At 71.4% G+C, this 16,803-nt stretch carries 13 protein-coding genes; 4 read left to right on the plus strand and 9 right to left on the minus strand.

The genetic code is table 11. The features are described from left to right. The coding region (locus AC08OJ_RS10125; RefSeq protein WP_476595599.1) for a lipopolysaccharide biosynthesis protein at positions 1-1,389 on the minus strand (1,389 nt) is incomplete at its 3' end. 31 nt (positions 1,390-1,420) lie between these two features. Next, positions 1,421-2,626 carry a glycosyltransferase family 4 protein gene (locus tag AC08OJ_RS10130; protein ID WP_476593345.1) on the minus strand — a complete coding sequence of 402 codons (1,206 nt, stop codon included), beginning with the start codon at positions 2,624-2,626 and terminating at the stop codon, positions 1,421-1,423. A 400-nt stretch (positions 2,627-3,026) separates the two neighbouring features. On the opposite strand from AC08OJ_RS10130, the gene AC08OJ_RS10135 reads away from it, so the two are divergent. The 4 genes from AC08OJ_RS10135 to AC08OJ_RS10150 all read left to right on the plus strand — a co-directional run bounded on the left by AC08OJ_RS10135 (position 3,027) and on the right by AC08OJ_RS10150 (position 7,456). Beyond that, on the plus strand, positions 3,027-4,124 hold the full coding sequence (locus tag AC08OJ_RS10135) for a UDP-glucuronic acid decarboxylase family protein (protein WP_476593344.1): 1,098 nt from the start codon (positions 3,027-3,029) through the stop codon (positions 4,122-4,124). 44 nt (positions 4,125-4,168) lie between these two features. Then, positions 4,169-5,023: a class I SAM-dependent methyltransferase gene (locus AC08OJ_RS10140; protein ID WP_462203397.1), complete on the plus strand. Its 855-nt coding sequence runs from the start codon at positions 4,169-4,171 to the stop codon at positions 5,021-5,023. A gap of 77 nt (positions 5,024-5,100) precedes the next feature. Then, positions 5,101-6,699, plus strand: a complete 1,599-nt coding sequence (locus AC08OJ_RS10145) for a hypothetical protein (RefSeq protein WP_476595600.1) — start codon at positions 5,101-5,103, stop codon at positions 6,697-6,699. Next, a complete protein-coding gene (locus AC08OJ_RS10150; RefSeq protein WP_476593342.1) occupies positions 6,686-7,456 on the plus strand; it encodes an FkbM family methyltransferase in 771 nt (256 codons plus the stop codon). The genes AC08OJ_RS10145 and AC08OJ_RS10150 overlap by 14 nt, the downstream gene beginning before the upstream one ends. Here the strand turns inward: AC08OJ_RS10150 and AC08OJ_RS10155 are convergent. From AC08OJ_RS10155 to AC08OJ_RS10185, 7 genes are all read right to left on the minus strand, one after another. Beyond that, entirely contained in the window at positions 7,440-8,444 is a 1,005-nt protein-coding gene (locus AC08OJ_RS10155; RefSeq protein WP_476593341.1) for a glycosyltransferase, read from the minus strand. The genes AC08OJ_RS10150 and AC08OJ_RS10155 overlap by 17 nt on opposite strands. Further along, positions 8,441-9,298 carry an FkbM family methyltransferase gene (locus AC08OJ_RS10160; protein WP_476593340.1) on the minus strand — a complete coding sequence of 286 codons (858 nt, stop codon included), beginning with the start codon at positions 9,296-9,298 and terminating at the stop codon, positions 8,441-8,443. Before AC08OJ_RS10160 ends, AC08OJ_RS10155 begins: the two co-directional genes overlap by 4 nt. Before the next feature lie 77 nt (positions 9,299-9,375). After that, entirely contained in the window at positions 9,376-11,388 is a 2,013-nt protein-coding gene (locus tag AC08OJ_RS10165) for a heparinase II/III domain-containing protein (RefSeq protein ID WP_476595601.1), read from the minus strand. After that, positions 11,385-12,455 (minus strand): glycosyltransferase family 2 protein, encoded by a 1,071-nt coding sequence (locus AC08OJ_RS10170; RefSeq protein WP_476595602.1) that lies wholly within the window; start codon positions 12,453-12,455, stop codon positions 11,385-11,387. The genes AC08OJ_RS10165 and AC08OJ_RS10170 overlap by 4 nt, the downstream gene beginning before the upstream one ends. Further along, positions 12,452-13,447: a glycosyltransferase gene (locus tag AC08OJ_RS10175; RefSeq protein WP_476595603.1), complete on the minus strand. Its 996-nt coding sequence runs from the start codon at positions 13,445-13,447 to the stop codon at positions 12,452-12,454. The genes AC08OJ_RS10170 and AC08OJ_RS10175 overlap by 4 nt, the downstream gene beginning before the upstream one ends. Positions 13,448-13,452: 5 nt before the next feature. Continuing rightward, a complete protein-coding gene (locus tag AC08OJ_RS10180; RefSeq protein ID WP_476594110.1) occupies positions 13,453-15,312 on the minus strand; it encodes an FkbM family methyltransferase in 1,860 nt (619 codons plus the stop codon). Next, positions 15,309-16,673 carry a glycosyltransferase family 4 protein gene (locus AC08OJ_RS10185; protein ID WP_476595604.1) on the minus strand — a complete coding sequence of 455 codons (1,365 nt, stop codon included), beginning with the start codon at positions 16,671-16,673 and terminating at the stop codon, positions 15,309-15,311. The genes AC08OJ_RS10180 and AC08OJ_RS10185 overlap by 4 nt, the downstream gene beginning before the upstream one ends. Positions 16,674-16,803 lie beyond the last annotated feature (130 nt).

Below are 16,803 nucleotides of genomic sequence, written 5' to 3' on the forward strand. Positions count from 1 at the left end.
GCGCGGAAAGGGGATGGGGCCGGGGGCCGTCGGGCTCCGTTCGCTATTGGGTGAGGTGCCGTCCAGGGGGGCGCTGCTGGGTGAGGTGGCGTCCGGGGGGGCGCTGCTGGGCGAGGCGCCTGCCGCGCGGGCGAGCAGGCGGGTACTGGCCAGGTGCAGCAACACGGCCGAGGCGGTGTAGGTGATCCCCGACACCGCGGCCACGATCGGCAGGCGGCCGTCGTGCAGCGCCGCCGCGAGCCCGAGCACGGTCGACAGCGCGACCGGGACCTGGATGGCAAGCACCGTGCGGGCGGCACGGAACCCGAGCAGTACATGGGTGAGCAGGTAATCGACGGACTGCGGGATGGTCGCCAGCACGAGGACCTGGGCGGCCGGGGCGGCGGGGGCGAACCGCGTGCCGTAGACGATGCGGATGGCCGTCGGCGTGACGAGGGTGATCGCACCCGCCACTACGGCGGCGAGGGCGACGGTGGCGATGACCGCGCGGCGCACCACCCGGGCCCGCTGCCGGGGATCGACCAGGGTACGGAGCCGGCTGAACATCACCATGCCGGTTGCCTGGCAGACGGTCGTGCAGGCGCCGGCGAGGGCGACGGCGACGGCGTAGAAGGCCACCTGCTCGGCGGCCAGGAAGGTGGCGACGAGCAGCATGTCCAGCTTGTAGATGACCTGAGCCCCGACGACGGTGCCGTAGGCCCCCAGGGCGGACCGCATGAAACGGCGCCGGGGCAGCAGGCGTCCCGGCCGCGCGAGCGCGGGAAGGCCGCCGAGCACCGCCACGTGGTACCCGAGTGGGGGTAGCAGGGCCGTCACGCCGAGGGCCAGCATCCACGATCCTGGATCGCGGACTCCGCTGCCGGCGAGCGCGGCGAACGCGGCCAGTGTCGCCGCCGCCGGTAGCAGCCGGACGAGCTGGAACTCGCCGGTCATCCGACCGCGGCGCTGCGCGAGCCCGGCGGCGTTGGAGGCGGCCACGGCCGCGGCGGTGAAGCAGGTCGCGCCCAGCACGGCGACGGTGTCCCAGGCGGGTCCCCGCCCGGCTCCCGCGCCGCCCGAACGGCCCGGGCCCACAGTGATCAGCGCCGGCACCACGGTGAACAGCACCGCGGCGAGCAGCGCCGACGCGACGGTCTGGGTGAGCAGCGGGCCGAGCAGCGCGCGGTCCTCACCGTCATCGGTGACCAGCGTCTGGGAGACACCCAGGGCGAACACCATCGCGAGCATGCCCGCCCAGGTCTGCAGCGCGACGAACTCGCCGCGGGCCACTGGCCCCAGGGTGCGGGCGGCCAGGACGCCGGTCGCGGTCCCGACGACCAGCGTGCCCGCGTTGCCGGTGAGTACGGCGACGGTGGAGCGGGGAAGCCGGCTCGCGAGCGGGCCGGTCATGACGGCCCGGCGATTCGGCTGACGGCTCTGGTCATCCGCGCCGAGCGGTGTCGCGCACATGGGCAACGGCGCGCAGGAAGCCGTCCACTGACGCGGCGAGCTCGATGTCGCCGATCACCTTCTCCGACTCCTGGGCCATCCTGGCCAGGACGTCGGGGCGCGCGCGCAGCTCCCCGAGGATCCGTGCGAGCGCGTCCACATCGCCGGCCGGGTGAACCCGGCCGTTGCGGCCGGGACGGACATCGTCGGTCGGGCCGGTGGAGCCCACCCGGTCGCTGACCACCACCGGCAGGCCGCAGAGCACCGCCTCCTTGACCGCCAGCGGGTGCGGGTCCCGCTCGGCGGGGTGCAGGTAGAGGTCGCTGGCCGCGTACAGGCGGGGGAGCCGTTCCTGGTCGGCGAATCCGACCATCCGCAACGCGCCGCCGAGCTCGGCGGCCACCGCGTCGAGAGCGGGGCGCAACACTCCGTCCCCAGCCATGATCACGATGATTTCCCGGTCGACCGGACCCCGGGGGGCGCGGGTGAGGACGCGCAGCGCGTCCGCGATGTCGAGGGGGCGCTTCCGAGAGATCATCTTTCCGGCGAACAGGGCGACAAGGGCGTCCGGGGCGATACCCAGCTCGGCGCGAATCGCCGTTCGATGCTTCTCCCGATGAGCCAGTACGGCCCGCAGCACCGTCTCATCGGTGGGATACGGCGTGCGGAACATGCGGGTGGCGGGGACTCCATAGTGGGCCAGGTACGCCTCGTTGTTGTCGCCGATCGTGAGGAATGCACTCACTGAACGCATCAGGTGGGGCAGCGTGAGCCGTTTGACGGCGCGGACGGCGGGGGTTCGCTGGCCGAGGAGTTCGCTGTCACTGATCATGAGGGCGGGTACGCCCCGTCGCCGGCACCAGGCGAGCGCCGCGAGGGAATGGGCGTACCGGTATCCGTAGACGAGCACGCAGGCGGGGCGCAGCCGGTCCAGGGCCGCCCAGGTCCGGGTAACCATCTGCCGGCTGGCGTCGGGCTGCCGCCAGCCCGGGCGCAGCGGCAGGTCCGCGATGAACTCGTGGTGATAACCGGTGACGATGTCCGATTTCCACTGCACGTCGAGGCCGAAATCCGCGTCGAAGTAGCGTTCCAGGCCCGATCGGGACAGGAAGAGCACCCGAAGATCCACCTCGTGTTCGGTCAACGCCCGGTACAGCGGCGCGAAATGCTGAATCGCGTGCGATACGACGACTGCCACCGTCGTCGACCTGTGGACGGAGGTCATGAGCCGGCTGTTCCTCCTCGCAATGACCGCTGATCGGACCGGGTGGGCCGTGCGCCAGTACGAATCGATCCGACTCTGTCACTCAAAGTATTAATCGAGCAACTGTTTGTAGATGCGTGTCGCGTGTCGCGGGCCGTAGGCCGCGGATCGCGGGTGCCGGGGTGCCGGGAACCGGTGGGGCCCGGGTGGCGGTGGGTGGCGGTTGCGGCGTCATCGGGTGGAGACACGCGGGTCCCCCGCCGTGGTAGTCCTCCTTCTATCACTGTCAGTGATAGAAGGAGGACTGTCTGAGGGGCGCGCAGTGTCGTTGTCGACCGATAGCGGAACGTGACGCCCATGACCCGGCTTTCCTTACTCACGGGTGGTGGTTGGAGTGACCAGGCGGGTCGTCGTCGCCGGCGGGGCCGGCTTCCTTGGAAGCCATCTCTGTGACCGCCTGCTGGCTCGGGGCGCCGAGGTGATCTGCGTCGACAACTTCCTCACCGGCCGGCCGGACAACATCGACCATCTTCGGAGGCATGGCGGGTTCCGCTTGCTGCGGCGGGACGTGACCGAGCCGATCGACGTCACTGGTCCGGTCGACGCCGTGCTGAACTTCGCCTCCCCCGCGTCCCCGGTGGACTATCGGGCCCTGCCCTTGGAGACCCTGTCGGTCGGTGCGTCGGGTACCGCGAACCTGCTGGATCTGGCATATCGCAAGAACGCCCGGTTCCTCTTGGCCTCCACCTCGGAGGTCTATGGCGACCCCCGGGTCCACCCCCAGCCGGAGGAGTACTGGGGCCACGTCAATCCGATCGGTCCGAGGAGCATGTACGACGAGGCCAAGCGCTTCGCTGAGGCGTTGACCGCCGCCCACCGCGCCACCCACGGCACGTCCACCGGGATCATCCGGATCTTCAACACCTATGGGCCGAGGATGCGCGCCGACGACGGGCGCGCCATCCCGACCTTCATTGCGCAGGCCCTGCGTGGCCAGGCCGTCACCGTTGCGGGCGAGGGTCGCCAGACTCGGTCGCTGTGCTACGTCGACGATCTGGTGGAGGGGATCGTGCGCATGCTGGACAGCGACCTTCCTGGTCCGGTGAATCTCGGCAGCCCCCAGGAGATGACGATCATTGATGCGGCGCGGCTCGTCGTGGAGGTGTGCGGGGCTGACGTCCCGATCACCTTCGTTCCGCGGCCGCAGGACGATCCCACCGTGCGCTGCCCCGACATCACGCTGGCGCGGGAGGCGCTCGGGTGGCGACCCCTGGTGGACGTACGGGACGGGCTTGCCCGCACCGTGGCCTGGTTCCACGGACGTGTCGAGCGGCCGCGGTCCCCGTGGGTGGTGCCCTGTCAGGAGCCACCGGCGGGCTCGGACGTGCTTGGCGGTGACCGCGACGGGTTCACCGTGCGGAGTGGCGGACCGGGGGGTGGCGGACCGGGGCTGGCGGTCAAGGTGGGCGAGGGCGACGCGGCGGATTCGTGACCTCAATCCATTGCTCTTTGTAAGAGGTCGGCTACTTTAAGCATGTGACCCGGGATGGCTCTGGAAACCTCGCGACGATCCCCGGGCGTCGTGCCGGTCCGCTGCGCTGGCGGCTGGCGGGACGTCTGGCCGCGGTCCTTCCCGACCTGCGCGGTCGTGGCTGGCTGACCCGATGGGTACAGGGCTCTGCGAACGCCTACAGCGGTCCCCGCTATCGGCCACCGGCGCTCGCGCCGGTGTTCGACGCGGTTCTGCGCCCCGGTGACTGTTGCTATGACGTCGCTGCTGGCCTTGGGCTCTACACCCTGTGGGCGGCCGGGGTGGTGGGAGCGGCCGGCGAGGTGCATGCCTTCGAGGAAGCACCGCGCACCGGGGCGACGCTCGCGGCCCTGGTCGAGCGCAACCGGCTCTCGGGTGTCCACCTGTCTACCGCCGCGGTGGGCGCTACTGCCGCGGTGGGCGCCGTGCCCATCCCGGGCGCGACGACCATCACCCTCGATGCCTACGCTGCGCGGCACCGACCGCCTGACCTGGTCAGGATCGGTGGTGAGGCCGAGGGCCTCGACGTGCTGCGCGGCGCCGGTGAGCTCCTACGGGCGCATCGGCCGGCTCTCCTGCTGGCGATGCCGCCCCGCCTCGCCCGCCGCGGCGGAGACCGTCCCGGCGAGAACGGCCACCGCGGCGAACGGGATCGGCGGGCTGCCGGGGACCATCCCGGTGAGCTGGTCTCGCTGCTGGCCGCCGCCGGCTACCGGATCCTCAATCTGAGCCGGCGCGGGCTGACCGGGCAGGGCGTCTTCTCGCCGAACGTGCTCGCGCTCCACGACGGCTGGGAGCGTTTCGAACAGGTCGCCGTCACCCTGCGGCGCACGCCGCTGCCCCGCGACCAGACGGCGTGAGGTTCGGGCATGCCTGATCTTCTCTGCTGGCGGGCTCTCTGCTGGCGGACGTCCCGGGCCGTCTGCCCGCTCGCGGGATGTCCGCGGCGCCACTCGGGCACGCCTACCGGCGACGCCTCGCCGATCCCCTCGGGTGCGCCGTAGTGATCGCCCCGGCCGTGCCGGGTGGGAGGGTTGCCTACGCCGCCCGCCGCCCGCCGCTGCTGTGGCTGATGATCGTGATGGTCAGCGTGGCGCCGTGGTTCGTCGAGGCGTTCCGGATGCCGTCCGAGTCCGACCGGGTGGTCCTGCGCTCGGTGGCGTTCACGTTCGAATGCCTCGCTGCGCTGCTCCTGGTCGGTGCGCGAGCGGGACGTGGTTACGGGCTGGGCTTGTTCCGTCTCGGCCCCTGGTACCTGCTGTGGACCGGGATGTCGTTCGGACTGGTGTCACTGGTCTGGCGCACCCCCCAGCTGGACACCCCGCAGATCCATCTCGACGGCGTGCTGCGGGCACTCGCATTGGCGAGCCTCGCCCTGCCGCTGTGGACCTGCGGATACCTGCTCGGCCCGGGCCGGATGGTGACGCGCGCGGCCACCCGGTTTGCCGCCGCGGCGGCGCCCGGGACCGGTACCCGGCTGCGTGGCCGGAACGTGCCGTGGATCCTGTGCGGGATCTCGGTGGCGGCCAGGGTCCTGCAGATCCTCCTGGGCCAGTATGCCTACCTGGGCGACGCGTCCCAGAAGGTCTCCGAGGCGAGTGCCTACGCCCAGCCGCTCACCCTGCTCGGCGGCCTCGGGATGTCCGCCCTCCTCATCGCCGCCGTCGATCTGGCCCGGGGCGGGGGGCGTCGGCGGGCCTTCGTCGCCCTGCTGTCCATCGAGATCCTCTTCGCCGTCGCCAGCGGGATGAAGGGGGTGTTCGCGACCAGCGTGTGGGGGGTGCTGATCGCGTTCTCCGTCGCCAGCGGCCGGCTTCCAATGCGGTGGATCGCCGCGGCCGCCGCCGTCTTCGTCCTCGTGCTGATTCCCTACAACGCCTCCTACCGGGCCCAGGTACGCAGCCAGAGCCACACCCTGGACGCCCAGTCGGCGGTGTCCATGGCGCCGACCGTGCTGGGCCAGACGCTGTCCGGGGACGCCCCCGCGGGGGAAGGCCCCGCGGAGTCACCGCTGGAGTACCTGACCTCGCGGATGCGGGGCATCGACAGTCTGGCCATCGTCGTCCAGCTGTCTCCCGACATCGTTCCCTACCGGGACATCAACGAGCTGTTCCTGGCTCCCGTCCTGACCGCCGTGCCCCGGGCGGTCTGGCCCGACAAACCGATCAGGGCCACCGGCTACGAGTTCAAACAGCAGTACCTCTCGGGGAACGCCCGGATCTACTCCGCGGCCGCCGTCTCCCCCCAGACCGACCTCTATCTGCATGGGGGCCTGCTTCCCCTGCTGGTCGGCATGGCACTGCTGGGCGCCGGTTTCCGGCTGATCGACGAGGCGTGGGACCCGGCGAAGGATTTGCGCTACATCGTGATCTTCGTTCCGCTCTTCCTCCAACTGGTCAACTCCGAGAGCAGCGTGGGGGACCTCCTCGCGGCGTTGCCCATCCAGCTGGCCGTGCTGTTCCTGACGGCACGTTTCGCCTACGGCGGTGCCCGGCCCGCAACGAAGGGAAAAAATCCTACTCATGGACGCCAGTGATGTTCTTTACCGAACCAAGATCTCGATCGCCGGTGTCCTGACGTCCCCGGCGGTGGGGACAGTCATCGCGGCGGCCACCCGCAACCGGGTCCCCAACCACGGGCTGCGTTTCGACGTGGCTGACCGCGACTTCACCCCGCAGGCGCGGGCGGCGCTGTTCTGGCGGCTGTACGAAGGGGCCGAGATTCGGATGATCCGCCGTCATCTCACGACCTCGGGCACCGTCGTGGAACTCGGTGCGAGTCTGGGCATCACCAGCGCGCATATCGCCTCGCGGCTGGCCCCCGGCTCGCGGCTGGTGTGCGTGGAGGCAAACCCTCACCTCATCGAGGGCCTCACGCGACGCCTGGCCGCGTACGCCGGGCACATCACCCTGGACGTGGAGAACAGGGCGATCATGCAGGCCGTGGGCCCGGTGGCGTTCGCCCTCGTCGGGAACAACCTCGGTTCCCGGTTGTGGGACGACGCGTCGCGGCGGACCGTCACCATTCCGGCGGCCACGCTTCGGGACCTGCTGGTACGCAGGAGGATCGCGGAATTCGACCTCGTCAGCGACATCGAGGGTGCGGAGGCGTCGTTTCTGTTGGGGGATCCGGGTGCGCTGGACCGGTGCCGTCGAGCGGTGTTCGAGATGCACGACACGACCTTCGAGGGACGGCCCGTCACCGCGGCGGACCTGCTCGACGCCGCGCGTGGACTGGGCTTCCAGGTGGTCGATCGCCACGGGGTGGTGGTCACGCTCAGCCGGGACGGGTGAGCTCCCCCGTGCCGGCCGCCTTCTCCCGCCGGTCGGTTCCCCCCGCGGGGTCCGGTGGACCGATCGGCCGGTCCCGGGCCGGGCGAGGACGCGGGACGGAGCGGGCCTCGCGCGTCCACGTACTCCACCGGGACGCCTGGGGTTCCCCGGGCAGGGTCTGGTCGATGTCGGGGATGCGGGCGAGACCGTCCACGACGCCGCGCAGGCCGCAGTGGACGCGGACGATTCCGCGCCGGCGCACCAGCTCGGACACGGCGACCCGGGGCAGCACCGCCAGGAGCAGCCAGGCGGTCACCAGCGCCACCTGCCGCGGGCGGCCGTGGAGGCGGGCGAACCACAGCCGGTTGCGTACCGTGTAGTAGGTGTAGCCGTTGCTGGGTACCGTCCCACCACCGGTGTGCCAGGCCTGGGCCGGACTGACGAGGACACGCCACCCGGCCGCCTGAGCGCGGTGGCAGAGATCCACGTCCTCGTAGTACAGGAAGTACCGAACGGCCATCGGCACCTGCCGATGACACTCGGCCTTGATAAAGGTGATCGCGCCGGTGACCCACGGCACGTCATCGGCGTGGTCCGTGGGGGTCCGGCGGGCGCGCGGCACGGTGAAGACGCGGGTGAGTCCGGCGAAGCCCGGATGCAGACCGTCGGCGTTGACCAGAGTGGGTCCGACGATGCCCACGTCCGGGCGGGACAGCAGTTCCAGACAGGCGTCGACGGTGGCCGGCACGAGCTGGACGTCATTGTTGAGCAGGAGATAGCAGTCGGTGGCCGGATAGGCGTCACACGCGTGCCGGAAGCCGCCGCCGAAACCGAGGTTGCCGGGGGGGACGAGCCAAGCCGTCTCCTCCCCGAGGCCGTCGGGCCGTCCTCGCAGATCGTTCGCCACCACGACGACCTCGCTGATCCGAGGTATCGCCGCCAGTTGCGCGGCCAGATCCATCGTCGGCGCGGTCGGCCCCCAGTGGACGATGACCGCCGTGGTCCTCATGCGCGCACCAGGGGCTCGGGAACCTGCCCGGACGCGGGTCGCGCGGTGGCGGGCGGGACGTCCGGCACGGCCAACGTGGACCAGGGTGCCGCCGTCAGGAATCGCCGAGCCGGCGGCGGAACCTCCGCGTCGACGATGCGGTACCCGTGCCCGCGCAGCAGGTCGCCGACGGCCTCGGCGTTGCGTCCGGTGACCTCGCAGATCACGGTCGGGCGGATGTCGCCCAGAAGCCGGTGCCCACCGCTGAGGACCGCGTGCTCGGCCCCCTCCACGTCGATTTTCACGACGTCCGGTGCCGGGAAATGGGAGAGCAGGCCGTCCAGGGTAAAGGTCGGCACGAGCTGCGCCGCGCGGGTGCCGCCGGTCTGGCTGCTGCCGAATCCGTCCAGATGGCTGGTCGCGCGGTTGCGACTCGCGATGTGGAACGTGCTGATCCCCGGGGCCGCGCCGACCGCGGCGGGCAGGATCTTCACCGTGGCACGGCCATCGGTGGCCGATGATCCGCCGCGGCGTGGTGACCGTGTCTGCGACCGGCGCAACATCCCGACCAGCCAGGTGTCGGGCTCGACCGCGACGACCGTGCCGGACGACGTCGCGGCGGACGCGGCGGCGAAGGCGAACAGTCCCACGTTCGCGCCGATGTCCCAGACCACGTGGCCGGGGCGCACGACCTCGCCGACCAGGTCGGTCAGGACCGGATCGACGGCGGCGAGACTGGGGCGCAGATACTTCAGACCCGCCTCGGAAGAGACGTAGATGCGCGTCGCCTGGAAGGGCGGCGGCAGGCGGCGGGCCACCACCAGATGGTGGGTGAGCCGTTCCGCGAAAGGGCGTAGGGCGGACAGGGTCGGCACGGTGTTCTCCTGTCGGGCAGTTTGTTCGGTTTCGTGGTGATGCGGTGTGACCGGGGTGGGTCCGGTCCGGGTGTGCGTCAGAGGCGGGCGGGCGACGATTCCGTGTCGCCGGAGCGCAAGTCGCCGGAGTGCAGGTTGCCGGAGCGGACCTCGTGGACGACCGTGGTGCGTACCGCGACAGGCAGCTCGGTATCGATCACGTACGCGGCGGTGTACGCCGGCACCGTACGGCTCCATCCGACCGCCCGGCGGGTGGAGCGCACCACCCACCGCCCCGGTCCGCCGGCCCGCAGGACCAGCCGCCCCTGGGACGTGCTCACCGTGAGCGCCTCCGTGGCCCCGCTCCGGGTGGCCGCGTTCCGGCTGGTCCCGCTCGAAGTGGTCCCGCTCGAAGCGGTACTGGTTTGCCTGGTATCGACCGCCGCGGCGGTGACGGACACCCCGGGGGCGAAGTGGAACAGCACCTCGACGTGGTGGCGGCCCTCCCCGGTGATCCGATCGTCGACGGACAACCCACTCGGGTCGAGTAGCCACGTCCGCCAGTGCACGGGTCGCCCCGGAAGGTGGCGGTAGCCATCATGGCCGGCGGCCAACGTCGCCACGTTCTCGTGGTGGCGCATCGTGACAAGAGTGGGACGGGCCCGGCGGCCCGCCCGGAACGCGCCCCAGACCTCGGTCGAGTCGGCGTGATCGACGATGACGGTCGAGTGGGCGGCGGTACCACGTTCGGCGTCCCGGTCCGGTCCGGGGGCGTAGGTCGAGGTCCCGGTATCCACCAGGAGCGGCCGGCCGTCGTGCCAGAGCAGAAACGCGAGGGTGTCGGCGTGGGCGTGGGCCGGAAGGTCCTCGGGACAGGGCAGGCCCACGTCGGCGAGCAGATGCCACGGTCCCGCCGTCAGCACGGCGAGACCGCTGTCGACTAGCAGAAGGCCGCCGGTCTGGTCAGATGCGGGCGTCCGCGGACGGTGCGCGGTCCCCACGGTCAGCTGCGGCGTCGAGGTCGGCATCTCGGCCGGGCGCGGTGCCGGGATTGGGATCGGACCCGGACCCTGGACGGAGATCGGCGTCGATCTCACCGGAGCCGGGAGAAGCAGCCGCAGGGCCTCGGCGGGCACCGCGAATCCGTCGTTGAGCGTGGGAACCATACCATCCGGTCCGAGCACGGCCGTCAGCCAGGCCCGCATCCTGCCGGCCGCGTCGAGCAGTGCGCCGGGCACCGCGTGGCCCGCCGCGGTGAGCAGCCCGGCGACGTCGTCGAGGTCGGCCAGCACCTGACAGTGATAGGTGGGGGAGCGTTCGTAGTGTCCACCGTCGCTGAGGACCTGCCGATCGAGCTCGCGCAGCAGCGCGTCGACCCATCGTCGGCGGCCGCGGGCGTCGTCATCGGCGACCGCCAGCCCGATCAGTGCCTTGTAGTTCTTCAGCAGGTGGTTCCCGCCGACGTCGGTCTCCAGATGAGTGCGCAGGAAGGACCGGCAGACGCCGAGGTCGGCGAGGACCGCCATCTCGGCGGGCGTTCCCCGAGCGAGCCGGGGCCACAAGGCACACAGCGTCCAGGCCCGGAGCGACACGACATAGGGCGACCAGGCAACCGGATCGCCTAGGGCCACCGAGGTCCGCCAGGCCAGATACAGCCGGGCGAACATCGCCGGCCCCTGGACAGCCTCGGTGGTGAATGCCCATGCCCAGCCCCAGTAGTGCAGATGGTAGCGCCACAGCAGCGGAGCGTCGGCCTGCCTCCAGTCCCATCGGGCGGGGGCCGCGGCGGCGCCGGTCCCCGTGGGGGTGCCGGTCGCGGGGGTGCTGGAGTCCGGGGGGCATAGATCGCGGGAGTGGCTGAGCAGGGTGAGGCGGCCCGCGACGATCTCGTCGAACATCGGCCGAGCCGGCGGGCATCTGCCGTCGAACGGCAGGAACCCGATCGGCCAGGATTCCGCTGGCGGCCTGCCGCGCAGCAGCATCTCGCCCAGGCCCGGGTGGCGGCTCAGGATGGCCCGTTGCCCGCGCAGCCGGACACGGGCGCCGAGCTGGACCGGTCGCAGCCCCGCGGTGGTGCGCAGGTAGCGACCGAGCGGAACCGACGCGGTCACCGGTGAACAGACCGGGTCAGTGCGCCGATCGTGAGCTCGTACCAGGCGTAGTAGAGACAAAACAGCAGCCCTTGCCGCCCGTCCCGCCATCCGCTCCGCAGCAGGTACATGTAGCAGAAGAGGACCGCCGGCTTGGCCGGAACCAGCGGGAAGATCACGTCCCTCGCGATGGTCCGCGTGAGCGGTCGGGTTGACCCGGTGGGCCGGCGCACCTCCTCGCGGACCCGCGCCAACCGCTCCCGGGCAGCGGGCTGCGTCACGCGGCGCGCCGCCTCCAGCTCGGCGTAGCGCACGTGCTTGCGCAGCCAGGCGGCGAGTCCTTTGTGGTCCTCGTCGATCAGGTCGGCGGACAGCCGTCCGACCTCACCGGTGACCACGGCCCGTTCGCTGTAGGTGACGGCGTCGTCGAAGTACGCCACCCGCCGATCGAGCAGCCGCGCCTGCCAGCTGTTCGCATACCACCCGCAGTGCGCGATCCAGCGGCCTTCGAACACCAGCCGGCGTCGTTGGCTGTAGGCTGCGCAGTCCGCCGTCCCCAGCCGGGCGGCGATCTCGGCGGCGAGCGCGGTGGACACCCATTCGTCGCTGTCGAGGAAGTACACCCAGTCGTGGGCGATCCCCGGCTGGGTCATCGCCCACTGCCGCTGGCCGGCGAACCCACGCCAAGGCTCGTGCCAGACAGTTGCACCGATGGCGCGGGCCAGATCCGCGGTGCCGTCGGTGGAACCCGAGTCCACGACGACGACCTGTCGACACCAACCGACGGACCTGATCGCCCGGACGATGTTCGGTGCCTCGTTGTGGGCGAGGATGATTGCGGTGAGGGGAACCGATCCCGGCGCCGGCTGTGGCTGTGCCGATCCGGCGGGGGAGGGACCGGCGGCACCGGCTGGGCCGGTGGTGTCATAGGGGGTCGGCCAGTTCGCTCGGCGTGGGGTTCGCGTCGCTGCCGGTTCTGGTGCTGCCGGTTCTGGCGTTACCGGTTCTGGTGCTGCCGTTGGTGCCGCTGGTGCCGCGGGGAACGATGGGCCCTGGCGCGGCGGGATTCGGTGGGTCTGCGTCGTCATGGTGAGCTCTCTCCTGCATCGAGCAACCAGTCGAAGTAACGCGTCGGATCGAAGGGGTTTCCCGTCTCGGGCCGTGGCGTGAACGTGAGTGCCGTGCGCAGCGCCACGGCGAGGTCATCCGCCGACTCCCGGGAGTACGGCACCAGAACCGAGCCGGCCACCTCGCGGTTGTGCGAGGTGTCGCGGGCGATGACGGGTATCCCGGCGAGCCGTGCCTCGGCGAGCGGGTAGCCGAAGGACTCCATCGTCGTCGGCTGCAGCAACGCGCCGGCATCGCGTTGGTGGGCCCGCAGTTCGGCCGGCGTCAGCCGGCCCACGAACCGCAGCGTCCGACAGTGGGACAAGCCGTGTTCGTGGGCCTCGCGATCGGTCGCGGTGACCATGATCGCGAGGTGGGCTCCGATCTCCTCCTGAAGCCGGGTCGCGGCGGCATCGACCATGCGGAGCAGGCGCCCCATCGGTTTGAACGGCGCGAACAACACGGGACACAGAAACCGGCCCGGTGTACGGGCCCGGGGAGGGGTCGGATCGGGGGACAGCGGATGGGGCCGGACCACCAGCCTGGCGGACAGGCTCGGAAGCATGGTTAGAACCCGGTCCGCCATTGTGGTCGTCGGTACGACGACCACGTCCGCACGACGGGCGAACAGCCGCACGAGACGTGCTGTCCGGGCCATGCCGTCGGGCAGGCCGCCGGGTAGCCGTCGGGCCTCCTCCGCCGGCAGGAAGTGCAGCACGTTGCGCAGCAGGACCCATCGTTCGCCGCGGGTCGCGAGGAAGCCGACGTTGTTGAGGGCGATCGCGCGCGCGTACCGCCCAGGCCGCTCCCGGCGGGCGAGCCAGCCCGGTCCGATCCGGCGATCTCGGCCGACCAGGTGGACCTGCAGGCCCGGCCGAAGGCTCAGGTAACCGTCCAGTTCGGTCAGGAACCGCAACGCCCCGCCCATCCGGGCACCGGCACAGTCGACCAGGGTCGGGCGGGTGCTGGACATCGGCCTCACGCCGAGACACCCCGCGGTGCGGGGTCGTCGACGAAACCGGGCTCGGATGACGGGCGGCTGCCGGGTACCGGCACCGGGCGACCGTCGGGCTCGGCGGGCCTGCGGATGGCCCGGGTCGTCGATCGGGTCCGGCGGGCGTAGAGGTAACCCGACGCCGCGTCGCCCAGATGGGCAGTCGGCACCAGGTCGTTACCGAGCAGAGTGACCTCGAAGCCGTGCCGGACCAGCAGGTCGTCGAGCGTACGGGGATCGCCGAACCCGGTGTGCACCTCCATCACGATCCGACCAACCGCGTCCAGCCATCCGGGCTCGTCGAACAGGGCGAACTCGGAGCCTTCGATGTCCAGCTTGACGAGGTCGACCTGGTCGACCCCGCCGGCCTCGAACACCTCTGCCATGGTGAGGACGTCGACGTCTCCGTCCCAGTGCGTCGCGTTCCGGCGGGCCCGCGGATCGGCGAACACGCCGGCGGTCGGACCGACCAGGGCGTGGAGCAGTTGGATGTGGTTCGACACACCGTTGCCGGCGGCATGGTTGACGAAGGCGGGGGCGAACCCGCGCTGCGCCTCGACGGCAATCACATCGGCGCCCGCTCGCGCCGCGAGCACCGAGAACAGGCCCTGGTTCGCGCCGAGGTCGACGACGACCTCGCCGGCCGCCGGCGCGTACCCGGGGAGGGCGTGGTAGACGCCGCGGCAGTACATCTCGCGCGCGCCGCCGAACGCGGTGCCGGGCAACATGACCGTCACCCCGGGCAGCGGCCGGTAGGTGTGGCCGCCGGCGGCCATTGCCCGGTCAGCGGCATTCAGGTTGCCCGCCCGGCGGATGGTCGGAGCATGCCGGGCCACGGCGGCACCAAAGCGCAGCGCCGTCGGGGGACCAGCCACCCTGGCGATCCGTTGGAGGTCCTGGAACAGTTGGGTGGCCTGGTCGATCCGGAACATCCGGGTCTCCGTTCGGTCGGGAGAGCGGCTGGGGGTCACCCGATCGGGTGATGAGGCGGCCTGCGCCGCGATGCCGGCCGCGAATGGCCGCGGACGATGGTCCAGGTCGCGGCGGGCCGCGTCGATCGAGAACGCCTTGTCCTCGGTGAGCCGGGCGATCTGTTCGGCCTTCAACCTTGGCGAGGACACCCGCCGTTCGTAGGCGCGGGTCACGGCGATAACGGGGCGGACCGGCACGGGCACGCAGATCACCCGTCGGCCGACGGTGGCGCCGGCCGTGGTCACGACCTGCCGGAACGTCAATGCCTCCGGCCCGGCGACGTCATAGGCGCGTCCGATCGCCGCCGCGGTCGTCGCTGCGCGCAGCACGGTGCGGGCCAGGTCCTCGACGTGCACCGGCTGCTGCAGATGATGCCCCCCGCCGGGGACCGGCAGCACCGGAACGCGCCGGAGCAGCGCCAGCAGCCGGGCCATGTTCCGGTCGTCGGGACCCCCGTAGATCATCGTCGGCCGGATGATCGTCCAGTCCAGCCCGCTCGCCGCGATGGTCCCCTCGGCCGCTACCCGGATCCGCTTCGAGGGTGGATCGAGCGTAGTGAAGATCCCGGTGGTGGAAAGGAAGACGGCCCGGTGAATGCCGGCCGCACGGGCGGCGGTCACGATCGTCTCCGCATGGCCGAACCCGAGTGAGGCGATGTTGACCAGCGCCTCGCAGTTCGCCTCGCGGAATGCCGGGAGCAGCGTCGCCGGATCGTCGAGGTCACCGCGCACAGTCCCCGCGCCGCGTCGGCGCAGCTTTGTCGCCGCCGCGTCGCTGCGCGCCAGCCCGACGACCCGGTGTCCGTCCGCGAGCGCCCGGTCGACCACCCGGCTTCCGAGGAAACCGGTGCCACCGGTGACGAGGAACCTCATGCGACCACGTCCGGTGCAGGTGCAGGTACCTGCACCGGTACCGGTGGGGAAAGGGTCGTCGGTGGGGGCGGCGTCGGGAACGGTGCGTTGCCGAACAGTAGCGTCTGGTACCGGCGGGCCAGGTCGTCGCGATCGTAGTGGGCCTCGACGTGGGCCCGCCCGCTGCGGGCCATCCGCGCCCGGCGGTCCGGGTCCGCCGCCAGGGCCAGGATCGCCTCCGCCAGCGCGGCCGGGTCCTCGGGGGGCACGACCATCTGCCCGGCGGCAAGGAGGATCCGGGCTGCCTCGCCGCGGACCGCCCCGATCACCGGGCGGCCCGCGGCGAGGAACTCGAACATCTTCGACGGGATGAACGTGTCGAACATCGGCACGTCCCGCAGCGGGACGACGCAGATGTCGGCGGCCGCGACGACGGCGGGCACCTCCTCGCGGGCAACCCCGTCGCGCAGCACCGTGTTGGCTAGTCCCAGGCGCTCGACGTGCCCGACGAGCCTGCGTTTCTCGGCCCCCTCACCGACGAAGGCGAACCGGATCGGCCGGCCGGTCACCCGGGCGGCCGCGTCGGCGATCGAGGTCAGCCCGTGCGAGATGCCGTGGGCGCCGAGGTAGAGCACGAGGGTGTCGCCGTCGGTGGCGCTCAGCCGGGCCCGGATGTCGGCCGAGGCCACGGTCGTCGGGTGGAACCGGCGGAGGTCCACGCCGTTGGGAATCACGTGCACCTTGTGCGGCGCGATGCCTCGCCGCACGATGTCTTCCCGGAACCCCTCCGTCACCGTGACAACGGCGTCGGCGGCCCGGTAGGCGGCGAGTTCGAGGCGTTCGAGAATGCCGAGGACCCGCCGGTCGGTGAGGACGCCGAGGTGCTCGAAGATGGCCGGCCACAGGTCGCGGACCTCCACGACCAGCCGGGCGCCTCGCAGCCTGGCGAGCAGGCAGGCCGAGCCGAGGGGAAAGAAGGTCGGCGAGGACACCACCACCACGTCGGCTGGGCCGGCGGGCCGGCCGCCGAGCAGGACGCTGGTGACCATGAACGACAGATGGCCGAGGGTCTTGCGGGTGATCCCCTCGTTGGGAGTGGCATAGAGCCAGGTGCGCACGACGCGGTACCCGTCGACCCGCTCGGTCCGCAGCCAGGCGCCGCGATAGGCGGCAGGGATTTTGCCCGTCGGGTGGTTCGGCATGCCGGTGAGTACGGTGACGTCGAGCCCGTTCGCCGCCCACGCGCGTGCCGTCTCCGACAACCGGGACTGGGGAGCTCCGGTCTCCGGGGGGAAGTAGTGCGTCACCAGCAGGACGCGCGACCGGGCAGGAGAGGGGACCACCGACCTCGACCTCCAGTCGCCCTTGACATCCTTCACCATGAGTAATGCATTGTATGCTGTGCGTGACTAAACGTGGGCGATGTCGTACCGCGTGTGTCGCGCTTCGTATCGACCTCGTTGTCATCCGTCGTCGTCGGCCGCCTGGCGGTCGCGGGGGGGGGGGGGGGGG

This window comes from Frankia sp. CgKIO3 (genome assembly GCF_977946435.1).